This window comes from Mesorhizobium sp. 1B3 (genome assembly GCF_050958605.1).
GTDB lineage: Bacteria > Pseudomonadota > Alphaproteobacteria > Rhizobiales > Rhizobiaceae.
In genome coordinates, this window is sequence record NZ_JBJHDO010000001.1 from 677060 (window position 1) to 694609 (window position 17550).

Below are 17550 nucleotides of genomic sequence, written 5' to 3' on the forward strand. Positions count from 1 at the left end.
TCACTTCGGGTGCCTGAGGCGCGGATTGGTGACGATGGCTGTTACGTCGGCGACGATGTTGAGGCAGATGTAGACGGCGGCGAAGATCAGTCCGCAGGCCTGCACCACCGGGACATCCCGCTTCGAGACGTGGTCGACCAGATATTGGCCCATGCCGGGATAGACGAAGATCACTTCGACCACGACGACGCCGACCACCAGGAAGGCGAGGTTGAGCATCACCACATTGACGATCGGTGCTATGGCATTGGGAAAGGCGTGCCGCCGGATGACCTGGATCGGCGACAGCCCTTTCAGCTCGGCCGTTTCGATATAGGCCGACTGCATGACGTTGAGGATCGCCGCACGCGTCATGCGCATCATGTGGGCGAAGACGACGAAGGTCAGTGCCAGCGCCGGCAGCGTTATCGCCTTCAGCCGATCGACGAAGCCCATGCCGTCATAAACGGTCGAGACGCTCGGCAGCCATTGCATCTTCACAGCCACGAAATAGATCAGCAGGTAGCCGATGAAGAATTCGGGCAGCGAGGTGGAAGCGAGTGCAAAGCCGGAGATCGCCTTGTCGACCGGGCCATTGCGGTAGCGCACCGCGACCAGGCCGGCGGCAATGGCAAGCGGTATCGACAGCGCGGCGGCCCAGAAGGCGAGGAACAGGGTGTTCCAGAAACGCTTGCCCAGCGAGGTTGCGATGTCCTGACCGCTGGTGAGCGCCTTGCCCAGGTCGCCGGTCAAAACACCACCCAGCCAGCGGAAATAGCGAACATAGGCCGGATCGTTCAGGCCGAGCTCCTGGCGTAGGTTGGCAAGCGCCTGGGGCGTCGCGGATTGGCCGAGAATGGATTGGGCGACGTCGCCAGGCAGGATTTGGGTGCCGGCGAAGATCAGGACCGAAACGGCCAGGAGCAGGAGGACGCCCAGCACGATGCGCTGGGCGACGAGTTTCACGATCGGTGAGCGCATGCGGGCACGAGCGGCTCAGGCCGCAACCCAGCACTTGGAAAGGGCGTATCCGCCCATCATCTCCGAGGTCGGGTCCTGGATCCATCCTGCGACCCTGGGGCCGGTGGCATCGATGAATTCGTTGAACATCGGCACGATGACGCCGCCGTCATTGTGCACCATCTCTCCCATCGACTTGTAAAGTGCCGTACGCTTCTCGGGATTGAGCTCCGACCGCGCCTGGATCAGCAGCTTGTCGAAGTCGTCGCGGAAGAAGCGCGTGTCGTTCCAGTCCGCCTTCGAATAGTAGGCCGTCGTATACATCTGGTTCTGGGTCGGGCGCCCCTCCCAGTAGGAGGTCGAGAACGGCTGCTTGTTCCACACTTCCGACCAGTAGCCGTCGCCCGGCTCGCGCTTGACCTCCAGGGTGATTCCAGCCTTGGCGCAGCTCTGCTGGTAAAGCTGGGCGGCATCGACCGCGCCGGGGAAGGCGACGTCGGAGGTCCGCAGCAGGATCGGACCGCTATGCCCCGACTTCTTGTAGTGGAATGCCGCCTTTTCGGGATCGAAGGGGCGCTGTTCGATTTCCGAGAACAGGGGATAGGTGGCGTTGACCGGTATGTCGTTGCCGATCGAGCCGTAGCCCATCAGGATCTTCTGCAGCATCTCCTCGCGGTTCACGGCGTATTTCAATGCCAGCCTGAGGTCGTTGTTATCGAATGGCGCGGTATTGCAGTGCATGATCAGGACGTAGTGCCCTCGACCCGCGATGTTGCGGATAGTGACACCCGGTACGTTTTTGATCAGGCCGACGATCTTGGGCTCGACGCGGTTGACCATGTCGACCTGGCCGCTCTGCAGAGCCGCGGTGCGCGCGGTCGCGTCGTTGATGACGATGATCTCGATCTGATCGACGAAGCCGCGATTCGCTGCGTTCCAATAGCCGTCGAACCTTTCCCCGACATGGCGTACGCCAGGCTCGTTGACGGCAATCTTGTAAGGTCCGGTGCCGACGCCCGCCGTCGGATCGTCTTTGCCGCCATTGGGCTGGATCATCAGATGGAAGTCGGCCATCAGATAGGGCAGGTCGGCGTCGCCCTCCTTGAGCGTGATGACAACGTTCTGGCCGTCGGCCTTGATCGTGTCGATACCGCCCATCAGGCCGAGCGCGCCCGACTTGGAGCTGGCGTCGGAGTGGCGTTCGAGCGTGGCGACCACGTCGTCGGGGGTCAACTCCTTGCCGTTGTGGAAGCTGACGCCTTTGCGGATCTTGAAGGTCCAGATCTTGGCGTCGTCCGAGGCGCCTACCTCTTCGGCGAGCTTGGGGGCGATCTGGCCGTCGGGCGTCACTTCTACAAGCTGCTCGGCCCAGTTGCGGCCGAACAGATAAGGCACCTGGCTCGCCCAGGAGGCGGGGTCGAGGCTGTTGGTGGATTCACCACCCTGCATGCCGGCCTTCAGGATCCCGCCCTTGATCGGACCAGCCGCCTTGGCGGCGTCGGCCAGCAATCCGTTGGCGAAGGTGGCCGTCACACCGAGCGCGGCGGCACGGCCGAGGAAGTCCCGTCGGTTCAACTTGCCGGCAACGACATGTCTGCTCAGGAATTCGAGTTCGTTGGACATCGAGTGCTCCTCACTCCATTGGTGCCGACCAAGGGATTTTTTTATGTTTTGTTGAGGAGATATTGGCCGCAACGGAAAGCATGCGGCAAGGCCGAATGCGACATTCCGTGGCGTAAATGGCATGCCGGTCTGGCCCAATCGGCTCCCTCCCGGCCGATGTTCTCGGCGAGATCACGCGTTAGGCGAGCGCATCGCCGTTATGCGCCTCGATCCTTCAACTCAAGCGGAAATGCGTGGCACCGGACTACGTCAAGGTGGCGGCTTCCGTGCGCGTGGAGCAGTCACTTAACGACAATGTCTGCATTCAACGCGTCTCAGCGCGGAAATTTGCGGACGAGTAGCACCACCCGCTGAAGCAAGAACCCCGGCCGAGGCCGGGGTCCGAAGAAGCTGGCGTGGAGGCCTGGGGCTTGGCCTCCGTAGACATCTTCGCGTTAGAAGCGGAAGTTCACAGCCGCCTTGATCGTGTGGAAGCTGACGTCCTCGCGAACCGTCAGGCCACCCTGGCTGAAGATATCGTCCTTGCCGAGATCGACGTAGCTGTATTCGGTCTGGAAGGAGACCCGATCGGTGATGGCGTACTCCACGCCGGCGCCGACGACGAAGCCGGTCCTGCTCTTGTCGCCCGAGAACACGGAGACGCCGTCAAGAACGACATCCTGCTCGGTCTTGCCATAGGCGAAACCGCCATGGCCATAGAACAGGGCGCGGTCGAAGGCGTAGCCGGCGCGAGCGCGGACGGTGCCGAGATACTTCAGCTCCGAGTCGGCCGAGGCGTTCCCCACCCCTGGGATCGAGCCGCTGAGGCTGGCTTCGTGGTTGGTGAAGGCGATGTCCGCCACTGCACCGAAGACCCATGGACCGGTCTGGTAGTCGTAGCCGAGCTGAACGCCCCCAAGCGCCCCGCTGCCGGATACGTCGAACGAAGCAGTCGGGCCGCCCGCCGGGGCCGCCTCGTAGCCATAGTCGCCAGTGGTGATGCCGCCGAAGACGCCGATATAAGCGCCCGACCAATTGTAGGCGGTGACCGGCAGTTCCGGCGCCTGCTCAACGATGGCATCGGCGGCATGGGCACTGGAAAACAGCGCAGCCGAGAAGGCCGCCGTCAACAAAATTCTTTTCATGATTGTTATCCTAAGTCTTTGATATTGCCCCGCAGCTGCTCGTATCAGATGCCGAGCGTATTCCTAGTGCAGCGATGCAACACCCCACGCCAGAGATGAGCGTGACCGGATTTGCACAATTTCCGGTCGAGGATATCCACAGACGAAAACGTGAATGCACCGTGAGTGCATGACGCACCGTTCGAGGCGTTGTCGCAACCATGGCGATACGCCATGCTGTGATATTGGTCGGGGGGCACCGTCCACAAAGCCTGCGAACAAGCACCGGTGCTCGAGACACGTCACGAAGGAGGTTCATCCATGCCGTCCGTCACGGTCGATCCCGAGAAGGTCCGCGAATTCAAGGATGCCGAGAGCTTTTACGCGTGGCTGGCCGAACACCATGACAAGGAAGACGAAGTCTGGATCAAGATCCACAAGGTGAACTCCGGACTTCCCTCGATCACGCCCAAGGAGGCGATCGACGTCGTGCTCTGCTGGGGCTGGATCGACGCGGTGCGCAAAGGGCTGGACGACAGGAGCTATCTTCAGCGTTACACAAGACGGGGTCGCAAGAGCACCTGGAGCCAGATCAACGTCGATAACGTCGCGCGGCTCATTGGTGAAGGCCGGATGACCGAGCACGGCCTGAAAGAGGTCGAGGCGGCAAAGGCCGACGGACGCTGGCATCGAGCGTACAAGAGCGGCAGGGATATGAAGATACCCGACGATCTTCAGGCTGCCATCGACGCCGAGCCACAGGCAAGGGTAATGCTGGAGAAGCTCAGCGAGCAGAACCGCTTCGCGTTGGCCTTCCGCGTCCACAACATGAAGACCGAAGCCGGACGCAAGAAGAAGATCGAGAGCTTCGTCGAGATGCTGAAACGTGGTGAGACGATCTATCCGCAACGCCGGAAGTGAATGCGGCAATCGCAATTTCACTTGATTTTGTTCTCTGTTTGTTCCAAAACCACATTTTGTCGGGGAATGAGGGGGTACCACGTCAAGGATGTACCCCATGCAGTACGCGTTCGATTTCTACGGTCCCTATCCCACAAGGCCGAAGCGGCCGGAACGGCTGTTCTTTGCATTGTTGCCGGAAGGCGCCCGCCTTTCTATCGAAGAGTTCGCTCGGCGTTTCATTATGGAATGTCGGTGGCTCCATGGTCTGCTCGACGTCGAGCGCTGGCATGTTTCGCTGCACCATGTGGGCGACTACAGGCGGTTGCGGGAGAAGTTCGTCTATGGTGCCCGCAAAGCAGCGGAATCCATCCCGATGCCGCCGCCATTCGACGTGAAATTCCAATCCGTGGCGACTTTCGATGGCCCTCCGTCAAGAAGCGGCAAGCCTCGACGGCGACCGCTGGTTCTCATCGGCGAAGGAGCCGCGTTGAGGACATTGCACGGGTTGCTTGGAGCCGCCATGGAGAAGAACGGCTTCAGGGCGGCAGTGGATTTTACGCCGCATATGACCTTGTCATACGGTTCAGAAAGGGTTCCGCCCCAAGCGATCGAACCGGTGCGGTTCACGGCCAAGGAACTTGTGCTGATTCACAGCAGGTTATGGCTCTCGCAATACGAAATCCTTGGCCGATGGCCATTCAAGGAGTAGGCCACGATGGGGTGTCCACATCGGCCCAGACATGTGACAGTGAGGGCGGTGCAAGGCGAAAGCCGGAACAGGGAGGATGATGTCGCAAGCATCGAATGGGAAGCGGTCGGACAGCGGGTCGCGGCTTATCAAGACGTCGCCAGAGGCTATCTACCGGGCCATGCTGGATCCCACGGCAATCGCTGCCTGGCGTCCGCCTGAAGGCATGAAGGCGCAAGTTCATGTCTTCGAGCCGCGTGTGGGCGGAACCTTCCGGATGTCGTTCATCTATCTTGACCGAACCATGTCGGGCAAAACGTCCGGAAATGCCGATGTCTTCCAGGGGGAGTTCATGGATCTGGTCCCGAACCGGCGCGTTGTCGAGCGGGTCGAATTCGAATCCGAGGATCCCGCCTTCGCCGGGGCGATGACGGTGACGACCACGCTCGATGCCCAGCCCGACGGCACCAAAGTCACCATCCTTTGCGAGAACGTGCCCAGCGGTATCTCGCAGGCGGATCACGAGGCAGGAATCGCGTCCACCTTGGCGAACCTCGCGGCATTCACGGAATGAGGCCTCCCGTCATCGGTCAAGCGTGAAGAGTTCCTGCGCGCGCCCGATTCCGCGCAACGCGTAGCGTCCCACAGAGACGAGTTGCTTCCGCTCGGCCTCAGGCAGGGCCTCGCGAAATGCAGGCGAGACGAGGATGTCACGCTCGGCCGACCGGCACATCGCGACGATGCGGCTTACCTCGTTGACCGCTTGGCCGACCACTGTGAAGTCGAGACGGTCCTTGCTGCCGATATTGCCGTAAAAGACGTCGCCGATATGCAGGCCGAGATTGATGGAGCTGACCGGCTCCTCGCTGTCCGTCCTGCGGCGGTTGAGATCGACAAGACGCTGGCGAAGGTCGGCTTCCGCGCGTAGCGCAGCACTGCAGGCGGCGGCCGGATCGCTGTGGGTGAAGATCGCCAATATGCCGTCGCCGATCAGCTTGAGCACGTCGCCGCCGGCACTGTGAACCGAGGAAATCACGGCTTCGGCGTAGTCGTTCAGCAACGGAATGAGCCGGTCGGAGGCGATGGTGTCCGATACGGCGGTGAAGTTGCGCATGTCGGAATACCATAGAACGGCATTTATCTTGTCGGCCACGCCGCGCGACATCTTGCCTCTCAGGACGCGCTGCCCGGCGTCCTGGCCGAGATAGGTTTCGACCAGGGCTTCGGCGACGCGCGCCAGAGACGCAGATTTGACCGCAAGGGCGAGCGTCGGCACGAGCCGGCGCAGGGCGTCGAGATCGGCGTCGCTGAAACCGTCCGGCCGAGCCGTCATCCAACGGGAGATGACGCAGTCCATCTCGCCGATCACGGTCTCCGGAGCAAAGCGCTGTATCAGCGCGAACCAATCGGTCTGCCCGTCCAGTCGCAACTCCTCCAATACCGGGAAATCGCCAGTCGCGCCTTCCACAAGGCGGCGACGGAGTTCGCCCAGGCCCGATTCCATCAGATGGTAAAAAGGGCTTCTCATCCAGCCGTGCGCGTCTTCTTCTTCACTGCGCGGGCCGTACTCGGAGACGGGCGAGTCGACCGGCCTGTCGCCGGCCCAGAAGAAGACCCGACCCTCGTAGATCGGATGGAGAGTGTCGACGATCATCAAGGCGCGTGTGAGCGGGAGCCCTGCCGCCGTGCATCGTTCGCAGAAACTGTGCAGAAGCTGGATCTCGCCGTCACCGGCGAGGCCACGTTCGACGACCCATGTCGCTATGTTGTCGATGTCTGCTGGCTTCATGGCCCGTGATTCCTCGGCTTCGCCCATGCATCATTTAAGTCGCTTCGCTCGGCGGGCCAGTCGGCTCGCTTGCGGGCACCTGGCTGGCCATCAGTTCGCCCTTGCTGCTGCCATCGACGAGAAGAATTCTTCCGGGCCATCCACTTCGATCAGCCGTCGTTTGTCGATGAGCCAGAAACGGTTGCCGACCGCCCGGACGAAGCTGCGGTCGTGCGACACCAGAAGGCAGCTTGCCTCGCGAGCGGTGAGCTCAGCCTCGAGAGCTTCCTGTCCGTCGATATCGAGATGGTTGGTCGGCTCGTCGAGAAGGTAGAGATTTGGGGTGGTAAGGCGCAGGACCAACATGGCGAGACGCGCCTTCTGGCCGCCCGACAGCCTGCCGATCGGCTTGTCCTGCATGTCGATAGCGAGACCCGCCCCGGCAAGGAGCGAGCGCGCGCGTTGATCGCCGATCTCGAAACGGCGCAGTATCGTGTCGATAGGCGTGGGATCGTCGGCGAGGTCTGACAGGGCCTGGTCGCTGTAGCCGAGAACCAGAGACGGCGTGACCTTGATCGTCTCGGACGCCTCCTGGGGCGCCCCGATCGCCTTTCTGATCGTTTCGAGAAGGCGTGATTTGCCGGCACCGTTGGGGCCGAGCAGCACGATGCGGTCGCCCTGGCAGATCCAACGCTTGCCGGTTCGGAAAAGCAGAACACCATCGGGTGTTGCGATCGGCGCGTCGTCGAGCGTGACGAGGATCTTGGCATGCGTCACGCGGTTGGCGAGCTTGATATTGCCCGACGAGCGCTCTTGATAGGCAGGCCGGGCGGCCTCTTCCAGTCGCTCGGCTCGCTGCTTGAGTTGCTTGGTCTTGACGATCAGGAGGTCGCTACCGGAGTTGATGCCGATGTTGTTGAGCTTGGCCGCCTGGCGCCGCAATTGCTCTGCGGTCTTCACGTCGCGCTCGAACTGTCTTTGTTGGGAGGCATCCGCCTCGTCCAACGCTGCGCGGGCCCGGCTGTAGGACAGGGAGAATACATATGATTGCTCCGGACGCAAAAAGAGCGTCCGGTTGGTGGCCGCATCGAGAAACGCACGGTCGTGGCTCGAGATCACGACGGGAAGGTCGCGCGGCAGCGCGTTCAGCCAGTCTTCCAGCTGCGCGATCCTGGCGAGGTCGAGATGATTTGTCGGCTCGTCGAGGAGCAGGACATCGGGTTCGCATACCCATGCACGCGCCAGCATGGCAAGTCGTTGCCAGCCACCGCTCAACTGTGAAAGTGGCCGTTGGCGCAGCCCTTCAGGCACGTCGAATGATTCGAGCGCCACATCCGCGCGCCATGCCTCGCTCTCGGCCTCCTCTTCCGGAAGGGCTCTCAGCACCGCGTCGCGGAACGGTACGTCTGTCAGCCGATCCGGGATATCCTGTTCGACATGTCCGATGCGTGTGCCGCGTGCCCGGATGATCTCACCGGCAGTCGGCTCCAGCGTCCCGGCCAAGCAGCGCAGCAGGGTGGATTTGCCTCGGCCGTTGGCCGCGACGACGCCGAGTCGGTCCCCGGCTCCGATAACGAAACTTAGGTTCGAAAAGAGCGGCGTGCTCAGGCCAACGCCGAGATTCCTGAGGGTGATCAATGCCATTGTCGTTCTCTGATCCGTCCGAACGACCGCCGCCATCCCGAAGGACTTCACAGAGGATGAAGAGCGGTTCAGTTGCGGTTGATGTCATGACGCGGTCGGCCGAAATCGGACCGACACCGCATCGCCACAAGGGCGGACCGGAAGGGAACGAAATTGATGATCGCCTTGGGTCAGCCCTGCAAACGCATTTGCAGGGCTTGGACAGGGCCGCGCTTACGATGGTGACAGAACGGTATCATCACGCAGCCCTCCTTTCTCGACGTTATATGTAAGGGATAGCCGTGCCCGCCAAAGGTTGCAATCCCCGATATGCGAAGTGAAGCGGTAAGGCCTTCGCGGTGGCAATGGCGGTCGACCCAAGCGTGTGCTACCGGAATCCAATCGCGCCGGCATCGGCCCCAAGACTGCGAAACCGGTTTGGACCATTGATGTGATGGCAAGAATCTGCAGCATCGGGATGACCCCAATCGGGTCCGACGGCGTAGGGTAGGTGGATGAGTTCGAACGGGCTGGAAGAGACGGATGTGGTCGTGGTCGGCGCCGGCGTCGTTGGCCTGGCCGTGGCGCGGGCCCTTGCGATTGCTGGACGAGAGGTCCTGGTGATCGAGGCGGAAGCGGTGATCGGCAGCGGGACGAGTTCCCGCAACTCCGAGGTCATCCACGCCGGCATCTACCATCCGCGCGATTCCTTGAAGTCGAAGCTCTGCGTCGCCGGCCGCAAGGCGCTTTATCGCTACTGCGAGGAGAGAGGCATCCCGCATCGCCGGCTGGGCAAGCTGATCGTGGCGGCGCCGGGCGAGACGGAGGCGCTGCGTCGGCTTGGCGCGCGCGCCAGGGAGAATGGCGTCGACGACCTGATCTGGCTCGATGCCCGGCAGGCATATGAGCTCGAGCCGGAGGTCGTTTGCGATGCAGCGCTGCTGTCGCCTTCGACGGGCATCATCGACGTCCATGCCCTGATGCTCTCTTACCAGGGCGATCTGGAACAGCACGGTGGTGTGATCGCGTTCAACTCAAGGGTCCGCGGAGGCGGTGCAACCGGAGAGGGCATTCTGCTGGAGGTCGATGCCGGTGGAACATTCGGCCTTCGTTGCCGAACGGTCGTGAATTGTGCGGGGCTCGGAGCACAGCAGGTGGCGAGCAGCATCGCAGGCATGCGAAACGACGCGATCCCCGTTCTTCACCTCGCCAAGGGCAACTATTTCCGACTGGCGCGCAAGGCGCCTTTTCGTCATCTGGTATACCCGCTTCCCGCTCACGGCGGTGCAGGCGTGCATGTGACGCTCGACCTGGCCGGGCAGGCTCGCTTCGGTCCGGATGTGGAGTGGGTCGACCGCCTCGATTATCGTGTCGACGAAACCCGGCTCCCGGCATTCGAGTCCGCTATCCGCGAATACTGGCCGTCGCTTCCAGACGGAGCGATCCTTCCGGACTACGCGGGCATCAGGCCCAAGCTGCATGCGACAGGATCGACAACTGCCGATTTTGTGATCCAGGATGCGAGTGCCCATGGCGCCCCCGGTCTGATAAATCTGTTCGGGATAGAGTCTCCAGGCCTGACTTCGTCGCTCGCCATCGCCGATTATGTGGCGAAGCTCGTGGAAACAGACATCAGGCCATGACAACGATGGATGAATTCGGGGTCGACGTCGACAAACTGCGTGAGCTTGTCGGCGACAAGGTGTTCGCGAGCGGCGAGGATTACTATCGGGACGGCAACGTCCGCATTCTTGCCCTGCTACCCGAGCGAGTGCTCGCGCAGGTGGAAGGGAGGGAGACCTATCGCATCGAAGTCACCGGGCGCGGCAGGCGCATTGGCGGCAGTTGTTCATGCCGCGCCTTCGACGATCGGGGGTTCTGCAAGCATATGGTGGCAACGGCGCTCGCGGCCAATGCGACCGCCGTCAATGGGGAGGGGATCGGGGCCTTAGATCGCATTCGCGGACATCTCCGGGAAGAGAGTGCCGAAGCCCTCGTCGAAATGATCATGCAACTGGCGGAACGAAATTCGGCGCTGTTGGCCAGACTCGATATGATTGCCAGCATCAAACGGTCGGATGCGGGGTCGGTGTCGAAACAGCTTCGCAGCATGCTCGACAGGGCGACGCGCGTTCGCGATCACGTATACCATCAGGACGCTTCGGACTGGGCTAACGAGGTGGATATTGCCCTTGATGCAGTGTCCGATCTCGTCGGGGTCGGCAAGAGCGATCTTGCGCTCGACCTTGCCTGGCACGCGATCGAGCGGATGGAGCGGGCCATGGTCAACATGGATGATTCCGACGGTCACTGGGGTGCTGTCCTGCAACGAGCATGTAACATCCATTTGGCGGCAGCCAAGGCGGTCCGCCCCGAACCTCTCGAACTCGCCCGCCAACTCTTCCGCGCTGAGCTGGAGGGGGCCCACGACCCGTTCCACAGGAGCGCGGCCCTTTATGCCGATGTGCTCGGAGACGAAGGGCTGACCGAATTTCGACGCCTTGCACACGAAGCCTGGGAGACACAATCCTCCAAACTGGTTGGGCCTGAGAGATTGAGCTACGTTGACAAAAGCGTTTACCGGCTGGAATCAATGGTCGACTTCTTGGCGGAGCGCGACGGTGACGTCGAATATCGTATCGCGCTCCGCACCAGGGACCTTTCAACTCCCTGGTGCTATAGCAAACTCGTCGATTTCTGCCTCTCGCAGGGGCGCCAGGCGGACGCCTTGCGCTGGGCCGAGGAGGGCGTGCGGATTTTCGAGGATGACCGCCCTGACGAGACGCTACTTCTGACAACGACGGACCTTCTGGCCAAAGCCGAACGCGAGAAGGATGCGGAAGTACTTTTGGAGCGAGCTTTCACCAGAAATCCGAGCCTGACATTGTACAAGACCTGGACCAAGCTCGGCGGCTCGACGGTGCGCGAAAGCGCGGTAAGAATTCTCACCGCGCAGCTAGCGGAAAGGAAATCCAGGCCCGTATTTTGGGCACATCCGGCCGACCTCCTGTTGCAGGTGTTCATGCACGAGCAGGAGATGGATAGCGCCTGGAGCATCGCCCGCACCCATGGCGCTTCCTTGTGGGTAGCAATGGAGCTCGCGCAAGCAACCGAGACAACGCATGGGCAGGATGCGGTTGTGATCTATGTCCGGAAGGTGGAGCAACTCGTCGAAGCGGGCGGCAATCCCGCCTACGAGGAAGCGGCGCAGCTCATCCGACGGATTGCTTCTCTCCAGGGAAAAGTTGAACAGGCGAAATATGTCGCGAGCCTCAAGTCGCGCTTTGGCCGCAAGCGCAACTTCATGAAGCTTCTCGGATAAAAGGCGACCCATGACCATCTGGAAACTGGCGCATGGGCGCCAACTCGAACTGGGCGCGAAGGCGCTGCTCATGGGGATCTTGAACGTCACGCCCGACAGTTTCTCCGACGGTGGGGAGTTCGATGTCCCGGACCGTGCGCTGGCGCATGCCGCGAACATGGTCGCCGAGGGTGCGGCTATTGTCGATGTCGGCGGCGAATCCACCCGTCCGGGGGCCGAGGCGGTATCCGCCGAGGAGGAGCAGTCGCGCATTCTGCCCGTTATCGCGGCGTTGGCGTCCGAAGGAAAGGTTCTGATTTCTGTCGACACGTATCGGGCGGAAACGGCGCGCCTAGCGGTGCACGCCGGCGCCCATATAGTCAACGACGTTTACGGCCTTCAACGCGAGCCGGGCATCGCCCGGGTGTCGGCGGAAACGGGAGCGGGTCTGGCGATCATGCACACGGGACGCGATCGTGAGAAGCTGGCCGACGTCATCGAGGACCAGTTCCTTTTCCTCAACCGGTCGTTGGAGATCGCTCGGGAGGCAGGGGTGAAGGACGACCAGATCATCCTCGATCCCGGTTTCGGTTTCGCGAAGGACAAAGAGGAGAATCTCCAGCTCATCGCCCGGTTCGGGGAGTTGCGGCCGCTCGGTTTCCCCTGGCTTGTCGGCACGTCGCGCAAGCGCATGATCGGCCATCTGGCCGGCGACGATAGGGCCGCGCGTGACGTGGGAACGGCGGCGACAAGCGTCATGCTGCGCATGAAAGGCGCCGACATCTTCCGCGTTCACAACGTGTCGGTGAATCGCGATGCGCTGGCCTTTGCCGATGCGGTGCTTGAACGGGAAAGAAAGGCAAAAGGGTAGGGGCTGCCCTAAATTATGGGCGGCCCCAAAAGATCTCAGCGCCGTGTTGTTTCAAAGAGGAACCAGACGCGGCGCTCCGCTTCATCGATCCAGTTTTCGAGGAGACTCGCGGTAGCGACGTCGCCATGTTCGTCGCAAACGTCATGCGTGGCGCGCATGCGTTGCGTCAGTTGCAGGTTATCTTCCTTCAGTTCGGCCAGCATGTCCTCCGGCGAAACGAAATCGGCATCGTTGTCTTCGATCTTCTGCAGCTTGGCGATGTGCCCGATCGAACGGAGCGTCGTCCCCCCGACCTTTCGGGCGCGCTCGGCGAGCTCGTCGGTTGTCGCGAAGATCTCGGCACCCTGCTCGTCGAGCAGCAGGTGGTAATCGCGGAAATGCGGACCCGAGACGTGCCAATGGAAATTCTTGGTCTTGATGTAGAGCGCGAACATGTCGGCCAGGAGCGCGGTCAAAGCGCCTGAAATGTCCTTGGCGGCATTCTGGCCGAGGTTGCCCGGCGTCGCGAGCGGCGCCTTCCTGAGTTTACGCGCATTTTCGGTATTCATTGTCTGAACTCCTGCCCGCCCGCACTCATTTTCAAATACATGCTTGGATTGCACGATCGATCTGCGTTCCTCGCACCTTGTCATAGTGCGAGGCTCGTCTGCCCTTGTCAAAGGAGCTTTGGTCTCACCCGACCGGTTCGGTGCGACCTACGGTCGTCCCTATCCGGCGCCAGACGAAATCCTCCTGGACTTCGGTTTCCTCGCGGGGAGTTAGCCGGGCGGCTTCGATAAGCGTCGCCATGCGCGCATGGATCGGCGATTTGACGCAGGCGGGATCCGTCGCCGTCGCACTGCCGGCGATCGCCATCGCCTGGCAGCGGCAGCCGCCCCAGTCGATCTCGCGCCTTTCGCAACTGCGGCAGGGTTCCAGCATCCAATCCGTTCCGCGAAAGGCGTTGAAGGCGGGAGAGTCCCTCCAGATCTCGGCGAGGCTGCGTTCACCGAAGCGTTCGAAGGACAGCGAAGAGATGGTCTGCGCCGCGTGGCAGGGCAGCACCGTGCCGTCGGGCGCCACCATGAAGGCGTCGCGGGCCCATCCGCCCATGCAGGGCTTCGGATAGGTCGCGAAATAGTCGGGCGGCACGAAGTCGATATTCATGATACCGGTCAACCTTTCGCGCGCAGCAGCGACGATCTCGGCCTGCCGCTCGACCGCCTCTCTGTCGGGCATGAGCGCGTTGCGGTTGGCTAGCGCCCAGCCGGCATATTGCACATTGGCGATCTCGAGTCGTTCCGCTCCCAGCGAGAGGGCGAGCTCGATGAATTGCGGCACCTCCTCGATATTGTGGCGATGGATCGGTGCGTTGATGGTGAGCGGCAGTCCAGCGGCGCGGGCGCGTCGAGCCGTGTCGACCTTCTTCTCATGGCTGCCGCGATGATTGCCGATCAGGTCGGTCGTTGCTGGCCGCGCGCCCTGGAAGGAAAGCTGGAGATGATCGAGACCGGCATCTGCAAGCGCTTCGATACGCCCTTCGGCGATGCCGACGCCCGCTGTGATGAGGTTCGTGTATACGCCCCTTCTCGCAAGCCCGGCGATCAGTTGCTCGAGATCGCGGCGCAGCGTGGGCTCGCCTCCGGACAAATGGACCTGCAGCACGCCGAGATCGGCCGCCTGGTCGAAAAGCTCGAGCCAGGTCATGGTATCCAATTCGCGGTTGGCCTTGAGAAGCTCCAGCGGATTCGAGCAATAGGGACATTGCAGCGGACAGCGATGTGTGAGTTCCGCAAGCATGCCGATCGGTGAAAGAAGTGGCTCGTTCATACTCGTACCAAAAGCCTGTCCGACCATTCCTGGAGGAAGGCTATGACGTCCTCGGCGACTTCGGCCTCAGGCGCATCATATTCCACGGCTAGGTCGGCGATAATGTGAGCGACATCCGAGCGACCGTCGCAGCGGCGCAGGATGTCGAGGCTGATCTCGTTCGGCCAGAACACGCGTTCCGGTGACAGCACGGCGAAGCCTTGTCGGACCGGGTCATACTGGATGCGTACGTGTCTCGGCAGCCAGGGGGCAGATTGGAACGTGACCATCGCTCTCTCCCGCGAGACGCTCATGATGGTCCCTCAGGCCGAAAAGAGCCCGGCGGTATGTTGCCTTCGCCGTAAGCGTGCTGAAGCGCATCGAGCATGGCCCAGAGGATGTCGCATTTGAATACCAGGGCATCGATCACAGCCTGCTGGCGTTCGGGCGTGTCGGCGTGTTCGAGCACGTAGGCGAGGGCGAAGTCGGAATCACGGTTAGCCTGATCGGGCCGCGCCTTGAAATAGGCGAGCGTATCTTCCGTGATGTAGTCGTATCGAGCGAGCATCGCCGGCACGCGTTCCCCGATGATGACCGGTGAGAACAGCTCCGTGAGCGACGAGGCGACCGCTTCCAGGAGCGTACGGTCGGCGCAGAAGGACAGGTAGGCGCCGACGGCGAAGCGCGTGGCTGGTAGCGCCAGCCTCTCGCTTTTAACCAATCCCGCGTCGAGGCCGAGCGAAGTCGCCAGATGCAGCCAGCGCGCTATGCCGCCGCTCCATCCGTCCGGTCCGTCATGATCCTCGATGCGCTTGCGCCACGCGGCGCGGAACGCCGGATCCTCGGCGCGCGCCACGATCGTGGCATCCTTGCGCGGTATCACGGCCTGATAGCAATAGCGGTTCAACGCCCAGGCCTGCATCTCCATTTTCGACAGCTCGCCTGCCGTCATCCTGTGATGGAAAGGATGGCGGTTATGATACCGCTCCGCGCCGACACGGCGCAGAACGGCCTCGAGTTCCGCCGGGGACAATCCGCCTGCCGCCGCATCGTGGAAGCTGCTCATAATTCCATCTCCATGCCATCATGGGCGACTTCCCAGCCGCTCGCCAAGACGGCCGCATGTTCGCCCGAAGTCTCGTCGAGCACGGGATTGGTGTTGTTGATGTGGACGAAGATGCGCCGCCCGATCGCCGTGCCGGCAAGCCCGGCCATGCTGCCCGCCGCGCCGGACATGGCGATATGGCCCATGCGCCTGCCGGTCTTTTGCCCGACGCCTGCGGTGATCATCTCGTCGTCGGTGTAGAGCGTGCCGTCGAACAGCAAGGCCGCTGCGCCGTCGAGGCGCGCGCGCAGGGGAGCGTCGATCCTCGCGCACCCCGGAATGTAAAAGAGTGCCTTTCCATCGGCCCCGCCCGTTATGCACAGGCCGATCGTGTCGCCGCTGTCGGAGCTGAAGTCGGCTTCCGGATGGGCGCTGTCTTCAAGATAAAGCGCCACCTTGCCGGGCACCGGGAAGCTCTCGACGATCACGCCAGTTGCCTGTCCCGCCGCATCGCAGATCGTCGTTTCCACGCCGTGGCGAAGCTCGCGTCGCGGCACGAGGGTCGCGTCGAGAACGTTGAAGATACTATTCTGCTCAAGCACTGCGAGGACCTGCGCAGCCGCATAGATCGCGAAAGGCTGGCGCTCGCGAAGACTGAGCAGTCCGGCCACATGGTCGACATCGGCATTGGTGAGCACGACAGCACGGATCGGTGTCGAGCGCAAAGCATCGTCGGGGCCCGGTTGAAGCTCCGGGGTCTCGGCAATCTGCTGGCGGATATCGGGTGAGGCGTTGAAAAGCACCCAACCATTGCCATCGGCCGACACCGCGAGGCTGGATTGCGTCCGAGCCCTGACTGTCGCCTTGCCATGCCGTGCAGCGCGGCTCAGCCGATAATTGCAATTCCATTGCGGAAAGCCGCCACCGGCCGCCGATCCGATGATCTTCAGGCGCATGGCGATCTCCAGGCACGTCGAAATTGGGACAAACACCAACACCCGGCCGACAGCTTGTCGGCGGCACTTCTTGCCGCCCTCAATGCGGCAGCGGGTGCTCCCTGGCAGAGAGCACCCACCCCAAGCGTTACTTCTTGGGGGTGATTTCCGCAGGCAGGTAACGAGAAATTTCGAAGCCTGCAGCGACCTGACACATGGTCGGTTTCTTCCAGCTCTTCTTCATTCATTCCTCCTTTGCGCCAGCGTCGAAGCCGGTCATTGGTCGGTTAGCCATTGCAGGGCACCGATAGGCAATGGCTCGTCCATTAAATGGACAAAAGAAAGGAAAGGTCCTCAAAATCCGGAAAATCAGAAACACGACTTCAGTTTTCGATTATGTAGGGGCTGTTCTCCTTCAGGGGTAGGCCTGCTTTTTCCCATCCGTCCGAACCGAGGGGATACCAGAGCACCGAACTGTACCCCCATTCCATTGCCCGCTTGGCGGCATTCCATGACATCCAGCAATCCGTCATGCAGTAGAACAGGATGGTCTTCGACATATCGGTGCCCGTCTTGGCCGCGAGCCCGTCGCGAAAATAGCCCTCGGTCTCCGCCGAGATCGCGCCGTAGCCGACATTGGCGAGCCAGGTGCTGCCCGGTATGTCTTTTCTGACCTTGTCCTTCCAGACCGTTCCCGCCGGCAGGTTGGCCGGTTTCGGCGTATGCGGCATGACATCGAAGAACACCGCCTTCTTGTCCCGCCAGAGCTTTTCCGCCTCGGCCGTATCGACCACCGTCGCGCCCTTGAGCGTCGCAGGGACTGGTGCTCGATAGTCCTCCATCCGATAGCCCGCCGGTTCCGGCACGTCTCCAGCGCGGACAGGGCCGGACAAGCAGGCCAATGCCAGCAGGAATGCTCCCGTGATGTTTCGTCTCTTGCGCATTGCTGTAGGGATTGTTCAT

17 protein-coding genes are annotated in these 17550 nt (G+C 61.8%); 6 read left to right on the forward strand and 11 right to left on the reverse strand.

The window, feature by feature from the left end; all coding sequences use genetic code 11:
* From ACCO56_RS03170 to ACCO56_RS03180, 3 genes are all read right to left on the reverse strand, one after another.
* Complete coding sequence (locus tag ACCO56_RS03170; RefSeq protein WP_433637527.1) at window positions 1-960, reverse strand: ABC transporter permease; 960 nt, start codon at window positions 958-960, stop codon at window positions 1-3.
* A 15-nt stretch (window positions 961-975) separates the two neighbouring features.
* Entirely contained in the window at window positions 976-2562 is a 1587-nt protein-coding gene (locus tag ACCO56_RS03175) for an ABC transporter substrate-binding protein (RefSeq protein WP_433637528.1), read from the reverse strand.
* Window positions 2563-2996: 434 nt separating this feature from the next.
* On the reverse strand, window positions 2997-3686 hold the full coding sequence (locus ACCO56_RS03180; RefSeq protein ID WP_433637531.1) for an outer membrane protein: 690 nt from the start codon (window positions 3684-3686) through the stop codon (window positions 2997-2999).
* A 300-nt stretch (window positions 3687-3986) separates the two neighbouring features.
* On the opposite strand from ACCO56_RS03180, the gene ACCO56_RS03185 reads away from it, so the two are divergent.
* The 3 genes from ACCO56_RS03185 to ACCO56_RS03195 all read left to right on the forward strand — a co-directional run bounded on the left by ACCO56_RS03185 (window position 3987) and on the right by ACCO56_RS03195 (window position 5830).
* Window positions 3987-4586: a YdeI/OmpD-associated family protein gene (locus tag ACCO56_RS03185; protein WP_433637533.1), complete on the forward strand. Its 600-nt coding sequence runs from the start codon at window positions 3987-3989 to the stop codon at window positions 4584-4586.
* A 97-nt stretch (window positions 4587-4683) separates the two neighbouring features.
* Window positions 4684-5277, forward strand: coding sequence for a 2'-5' RNA ligase family protein (locus tag ACCO56_RS03190; protein ID WP_433637535.1), 594 nt, complete (start codon window positions 4684-4686; stop codon window positions 5275-5277).
* A gap of 76 nt (window positions 5278-5353) precedes the next feature.
* The gene (locus ACCO56_RS03195) at window positions 5354-5830 is read left to right on the forward strand and encodes an SRPBCC family protein (RefSeq protein ID WP_433637537.1); all 477 of its coding nucleotides are present in this window, start codon (window positions 5354-5356) and stop codon (window positions 5828-5830) included.
* A gap of 9 nt (window positions 5831-5839) precedes the next feature.
* Here the strand turns inward: ACCO56_RS03195 and ACCO56_RS03200 are convergent, their stop codons facing one another.
* Window positions 5840-7045, reverse strand: a complete 1206-nt coding sequence (locus ACCO56_RS03200) for an adenylate/guanylate cyclase domain-containing protein (protein ID WP_433637540.1) — start codon at window positions 7043-7045, stop codon at window positions 5840-5842.
* 90 nt (window positions 7046-7135) lie between these two features.
* A complete protein-coding gene (locus ACCO56_RS03205) occupies window positions 7136-8668 on the reverse strand; it encodes an ABC-F family ATP-binding cassette domain-containing protein (protein WP_433637542.1) in 1533 nt (510 codons plus the stop codon).
* Window positions 8669-9162: 494 nt separating this feature from the next.
* Between ACCO56_RS03205 and ACCO56_RS03210 the strand changes: the two genes are divergently transcribed.
* From ACCO56_RS03210 to folP, 3 genes are read left to right on the forward strand one after another with little or no spacing between them, the layout of a single operon-like run.
* Window positions 9163-10290: an NAD(P)/FAD-dependent oxidoreductase gene (locus ACCO56_RS03210; protein WP_433637545.1), complete on the forward strand. Its 1128-nt coding sequence runs from the start codon at window positions 9163-9165 to the stop codon at window positions 10288-10290.
* Window positions 10287-11969, forward strand: a complete 1683-nt coding sequence (locus ACCO56_RS03215; RefSeq protein WP_433637547.1) for an SWIM zinc finger family protein — start codon at window positions 10287-10289, stop codon at window positions 11967-11969. The genes ACCO56_RS03210 and ACCO56_RS03215 overlap by 4 nt, the downstream gene beginning before the upstream one ends.
* 10 nt (window positions 11970-11979) lie before the next feature.
* Entirely contained in the window at window positions 11980-12819 is an 840-nt protein-coding gene (gene folP, locus ACCO56_RS03220; RefSeq protein WP_433637548.1) for a dihydropteroate synthase, read from the forward strand.
* A gap of 35 nt (window positions 12820-12854) precedes the next feature.
* Here the strand turns inward: folP and ACCO56_RS03225 are convergent, their stop codons facing one another.
* The 6 genes from ACCO56_RS03225 to ACCO56_RS03250 form a co-directional block, all read right to left on the reverse strand.
* Complete coding sequence (locus tag ACCO56_RS03225) at window positions 12855-13367, reverse strand: Dps family protein (RefSeq protein WP_433637550.1); 513 nt, start codon at window positions 13365-13367, stop codon at window positions 12855-12857.
* 124 nt (window positions 13368-13491) lie between these two features.
* Entirely contained in the window at window positions 13492-14628 is a 1137-nt protein-coding gene (pqqE, locus tag ACCO56_RS03230; RefSeq protein WP_433637553.1) for a pyrroloquinoline quinone biosynthesis protein PqqE, read from the reverse strand.
* Entirely contained in the window at window positions 14625-14897 is a 273-nt protein-coding gene (gene pqqD / locus ACCO56_RS03235) for a pyrroloquinoline quinone biosynthesis peptide chaperone PqqD (protein ID WP_433637555.1), read from the reverse strand. The genes pqqE and pqqD overlap by 4 nt, the downstream gene beginning before the upstream one ends.
* Window positions 14898-14917: 20 nt before the next feature.
* Window positions 14918-15673, reverse strand: a complete 756-nt coding sequence (pqqC, locus tag ACCO56_RS03240; RefSeq protein WP_433637558.1) for a pyrroloquinoline-quinone synthase PqqC — start codon at window positions 15671-15673, stop codon at window positions 14918-14920.
* Window positions 15670-16608, reverse strand: a complete 939-nt coding sequence (gene pqqB / locus ACCO56_RS03245) for a pyrroloquinoline quinone biosynthesis protein PqqB (protein WP_433637560.1) — start codon at window positions 16606-16608, stop codon at window positions 15670-15672. The genes pqqC and pqqB overlap by 4 nt, the downstream gene beginning before the upstream one ends.
* A 362-nt stretch (window positions 16609-16970) precedes the next feature.
* Window positions 16971-17531 carry a PQQ-dependent catabolism-associated CXXCW motif protein gene (locus ACCO56_RS03250; RefSeq protein WP_433637562.1) on the reverse strand — a complete coding sequence of 187 codons (561 nt, stop codon included), beginning with the start codon at window positions 17529-17531 and terminating at the stop codon, window positions 16971-16973.
* Between the last annotated feature and the right edge of the window lie 19 nt (window positions 17532-17550).

What these genes read in the sequence shown, in the direction of transcription:
- pqqE (WP_433637553.1), bottom strand. Translation starts at nt 14,628, where the DNA reads ATGAACGAGCCACTTCTTTCACCGATCGGCATGCTTGCGGAACTCACA.
- ACCO56_RS03195 (WP_433637537.1), top strand. Translation starts at nt 5,354, where the DNA reads ATGATGTCGCAAGCATCGAATGGGAAGCGGTCGGACAGCGGGTCGCGG.
- ACCO56_RS03200 (WP_433637540.1), bottom strand. Translation starts at nt 7,045, where the DNA reads ATGAAGCCAGCAGACATCGACAACATAGCGACATGGGTCGTCGAACGT.
- ACCO56_RS03175 (WP_433637528.1), bottom strand. Translation starts at nt 2,562, where the DNA reads ATGTCCAACGAACTCGAATTCCTGAGCAGACATGTCGTTGCCGGCAAG.
- ACCO56_RS03205 (WP_433637542.1), bottom strand. Translation starts at nt 8,668, where the DNA reads ATGGCATTGATCACCCTCAGGAATCTCGGCGTTGGCCTGAGCACGCCG.
- pqqC (WP_433637558.1), bottom strand. Translation starts at nt 15,673, where the DNA reads ATGAGCAGCTTCCACGATGCGGCGGCAGGCGGATTGTCCCCGGCGGAA.
- ACCO56_RS03225 (WP_433637550.1), bottom strand. Translation starts at nt 13,367, where the DNA reads ATGAATACCGAAAATGCGCGTAAACTCAGGAAGGCGCCGCTCGCGACG.
- pqqB (WP_433637560.1), bottom strand. Translation starts at nt 16,608, where the DNA reads ATGCGCCTGAAGATCATCGGATCGGCGGCCGGTGGCGGCTTTCCGCAA.
- ACCO56_RS03170 (WP_433637527.1), bottom strand. Translation starts at nt 960, where the DNA reads ATGCGCTCACCGATCGTGAAACTCGTCGCCCAGCGCATCGTGCTGGGC.
- folP (WP_433637548.1), top strand. Translation starts at nt 11,980, where the DNA reads ATGACCATCTGGAAACTGGCGCATGGGCGCCAACTCGAACTGGGCGCG.
- ACCO56_RS03180 (WP_433637531.1), bottom strand. Translation starts at nt 3,686, where the DNA reads ATGAAAAGAATTTTGTTGACGGCGGCCTTCTCGGCTGCGCTGTTTTCC.
- ACCO56_RS03185 (WP_433637533.1), top strand. Translation starts at nt 3,987, where the DNA reads ATGCCGTCCGTCACGGTCGATCCCGAGAAGGTCCGCGAATTCAAGGAT.
- ACCO56_RS03190 (WP_433637535.1), top strand. Translation starts at nt 4,684, where the DNA reads ATGCAGTACGCGTTCGATTTCTACGGTCCCTATCCCACAAGGCCGAAG.
- pqqD (WP_433637555.1), bottom strand. Translation starts at nt 14,897, where the DNA reads ATGGTCACGTTCCAATCTGCCCCCTGGCTGCCGAGACACGTACGCATC.
- ACCO56_RS03210 (WP_433637545.1), top strand. Translation starts at nt 9,163, where the DNA reads ATGAGTTCGAACGGGCTGGAAGAGACGGATGTGGTCGTGGTCGGCGCC.
- ACCO56_RS03250 (WP_433637562.1), bottom strand. Translation starts at nt 17,531, where the DNA reads ATGCGCAAGAGACGAAACATCACGGGAGCATTCCTGCTGGCATTGGCC.
- ACCO56_RS03215 (WP_433637547.1), top strand. Translation starts at nt 10,287, where the DNA reads ATGACAACGATGGATGAATTCGGGGTCGACGTCGACAAACTGCGTGAG.